Origin of the sequence: Paraburkholderia kururiensis JCM 10599 = LMG 19447, from assembly GCF_003986935.1 — a bacterium.
Lineage (GTDB): Bacteria > Pseudomonadota > Gammaproteobacteria > Burkholderiales > Burkholderiaceae > Paraburkholderia > Paraburkholderia kururiensis.
In genome coordinates, this window is sequence record NZ_RJZE01000071.1 from 1 (window position 1) to 3,355 (window position 3,355).

At 55.4% G+C, this 3,355-nt stretch carries 3 protein-coding genes; 2 read left to right on the top strand and 1 reads right to left on the bottom strand.

Going from position 1 to position 3,355, the window contains the following annotated elements; all coding sequences use genetic code 11:
- The first annotated feature begins 528 nt into the window (after nucleotides 1-528).
- Nucleotides 529-2,031, top strand: a complete 1,503-nt coding sequence (locus PKKP23_RS35055) for a YadA family autotransporter adhesin (RefSeq protein WP_420873272.1) — start codon at nucleotides 529-531, stop codon at nucleotides 2,029-2,031.
- A gap of 70 nt (nucleotides 2,032-2,101) precedes the next feature.
- Here PKKP23_RS35055 and PKKP23_RS33120 read toward each other — a convergent pair whose 3' ends face one another.
- Nucleotides 2,102-2,536: a hypothetical protein gene (locus PKKP23_RS33120; protein WP_240659275.1), complete on the bottom strand. Its 435-nt coding sequence runs from the start codon at nucleotides 2,534-2,536 to the stop codon at nucleotides 2,102-2,104.
- Between the two features lie 389 nt (nucleotides 2,537-2,925).
- Between PKKP23_RS33120 and PKKP23_RS33125 the strand changes: the two genes are divergently transcribed.
- On the top strand, nucleotides 2,926-3,222 hold the full coding sequence (locus tag PKKP23_RS33125) for an H-NS histone family protein (RefSeq protein WP_126880047.1): 297 nt from the start codon (nucleotides 2,926-2,928) through the stop codon (nucleotides 3,220-3,222).
- Nucleotides 3,223-3,355 lie beyond the last annotated feature (133 nt).

Here is a 3,355-nt window from a genome sequence, read left to right on the forward strand (position 1 = left end):
TTCGAGCATTACAACGAGAAGCACCCGCACAGCGCGCTGAAATACCGCTCGCCACGCGAGTTCCGACGTAGGACCGATTCATCAACCTTAGTGTGAGACGGTGTCCGGAAGTACGGGGGCAAATCCAACCAGCCTGCAATGACGGCGGACATAAGCGTGCTGCCTTACCTGTAGACCAAAGTGCAACCCCAGCTTGCTATCCGGGAGGCGTCCACATAAGCCACTCTAAGCCGCATACCCGATAAGTATTCGGCATATGCTTATGCCAATTTGGGTTTTCGCCCGTATTTAACATCAACACGCGAGCGCACAATTGGCGCTCGATCTTGGTTCAAGTTCTCGAAATCACCAGCAATCATATATTTCAAACTCATGATTAATATGACTTTTGGAAAGCGGATTATGAGCTACGCGAGTCTAAATTCTAATGATTTGAGCACTAGGTGCAAATTTTGCCGCGCATACTCGATGTATTTTAATATTTCAAGAACGAATACGAAGTTTCATATCAAGCATATAGTTTTTAGCATGTTTTCAACCTTGCTCTGCGTGCACTCGGTCCACAACGCTCATGCGGGTGGAGTGGACGGCGGTACCGCTGCCGGAGGAGGTTCGCTTGCCATTGCGCCTGGTGCGTGGGCTGGGGGAGATAACTCTGTCGCAATCGGAACGCTTACCCGTTCGTTTTCCGCCAACGGCACTGCAATTGGCCAAGGAGCACAAGCCGCTCCAGGATCGGTTGGTTCAACCGTTGTCGGTAGCAACGCATTCACAGACGGTTATCACGCTACCGTAATAGGTGCCGCAGCGAATGCTGCCGGTGACGAGTCGACGGTAACGGGCTTTGGATCAGTTGGGGGTGGTTTAAAGAGCACGACCAATGGTGCTTTCTCGCTCGCCACGGGCTCTCGCGCTACAGCAACCGGCGCTGAATCCAACGCCACCGGCGATCAGAGCACGGCAAATGGTTATGCGGCGAGTAGTAGCGGTATGCGCGGTACTGCGAACGGTTCAACATCAATCGCGTCCGGCAGCAAAAGCACGGCCACCGGGGCGGGCGCACGAGCTACAGGCGAGTCCAGTACAGCGACCGGCGTCGATTCGGTCGCATCCGGGGCGGGGAGCATAGCGACTGGCCCGGGTGCCCAAGCCAGCGGCATCGGCAGCACGGCGCAAGGATTCTCCGCAGTCGCAACTGGTCCGGAAAGCACAACCGCCGGCTCGATGTCCCGAGCCACCGGAGTTCAGAGTTCTTCGTACGGCGTTGCCTCTATGGCGGCAGGTGGCCGAAGTACGGCTCTCGGCTACGGTGCTGACGCTAGCGGATCGGGTAGTATTGCTCATGGTGCAAATGCTCTTGCATCCGGTAATGAGGCTGCAGTCAACGGCACTTCGGCGCGTGCCACCGGCGATCACAGCATCGCGCACGGCACATTCGCTGCGGCGTCAGGAAAAGACAGCGCCGCAATTGGCTACCGCGCCACCGCGAGCCACACAAAGTCGATGGCGATCGGCGCCGGTGCCGCAGCCCATGCCGACAATTCTGTCGCGATTGGCGCTGGCTCTGAGGCCAATACAGGCGCGCAAGCGAATTACAGTGGCTACGCTGTTGAGCAATCTCATTCTGTGGGTGAAGTTTCGATGGGCAATGCAGGAGCCGAGCGAAAGATTACTAACGTGGCTCCTGGGAGCGCGCCGACAGACGCCGTCAACGTGTCCCAACTGCAAGCAGTGACTGGGAGCCTCTCGAACTCAATTGGCGTGCTACGCAGTGACATGTCGACTCTTCGAAAGGATATGTACGGCGGGACTGCTGCTGCCATGGCTATGGCAGGTATTCCGCAGGCATACCGCCCCGGGCAAGCCACCATGGGCGTAGCCGCCGGCACTTACCACGCACAGAGCGCGATAGCGGTGGGCTTTTCCGCTATATCATCGGGAGGTGGGCGGTGGGCAAGCAAACTCGTGGGGTCGGCGGACACGCGCGGGAATTTCGGTGCTGCAGTCGGTATTGCGCGCAATTGGAATTGACAGCAAGAGCAGCACGGGAGAGATCGACGCGGCTTAGGAAACTGCATTCGTCGCCCGACTTACCCGAGTGTCAGCTCTGACTCGCCGCGATGTGACTCTGCAGGCGCTCCCATGCGGCCAAACATTGGCACCTTGTCGTTGCGGCGAGCTGCTCATCATGAACGGCCAAGATATGATCGATTAGCATAAGTTCCCTATCGAGAAGCAAGCAACGAGCGCCGCGCTCTACGCGTGCAGCGCAAGCATTGAGGGCGGCTTCGGCGCGCCGGTATGGTTCGATGTCTTCGTTGGGCCGCATCATGTTTTGCAGGAAAAATGCCAGATGCACGGTTCGCGTCAAGCGGCTGAGGTGATCCTGGTTACCGTGGCCGAAACGCATCGCCGCCAATGCCAGATGATTCTCGAGTGACAAGGCGCGGATATCTTTAGCCTGGAATGGTGTGGTCTCCCGTTCTACCGTGTGCGGGCAGTCGATTCGACGCACCAAGCATTTACTATTTTCCATTTTCCCTCCCGATCAACTCATTCGACAGTGCGGTGATATCAATCTCGGAACACAATGGTGGCCAATCGCTAGTCGCGCCCGGAAATAAACGAATGCTACGGGTACGATTTTTCCGCGTAAATTCTTTATATACGGCCATTCGAGCACATTAAATTATAATTGGCTTGTTTGGTTTGTTGTATCGTCGGAATGGACGAATTTCGATTCGAAAAGGAAATTCTCGACGCAGTCGTTCAGGCCGCTTCCCAATGGGTCGATGACAACGTATCGTATATATTAGTACCGTAGCGACGATAATGCTGGGTGCGTATACCTGCACATCGAGAAAGGCCCCATTGCTGCAATAAGTCCCATAGGGGATGTGCTTGCCAATATTCAGGAGGTGTTGCATGACAACATATCTCGAGCTTAAGGCGAAACTCGAAGCGCTTCAACAAGAGGCGGAAGCGGCACGACTCGCAGAACTGGATGCTGTTATAAGCGAAATCCGCGCCACTATTCATGCATATGGCCTAACAGTCAAAGACGTTTTTGATAGCCGGGACTCCCCAATTTTGAATTCGCTACGCATGCAGCAACCAAAATATCGTAACCCTCAAACAGGTGCAACCTGGAGCGGGCGTGGTCGCCCACCTGCATGGCTAAAAGGCCAGAAGCGCGAACTTTACTTGATCAGATTCGACTAGACCGTATTAGATGGTATGGACGCCTCCCCCCGGTAACGGGTCGGTGAAAGCCCAATAACAGAGAGCATTTGCAGCTGGCTGTACAGTGGTACGTCGAACCCGACAGCTCGCGCAGGAGGTTTCCAAATGAAGA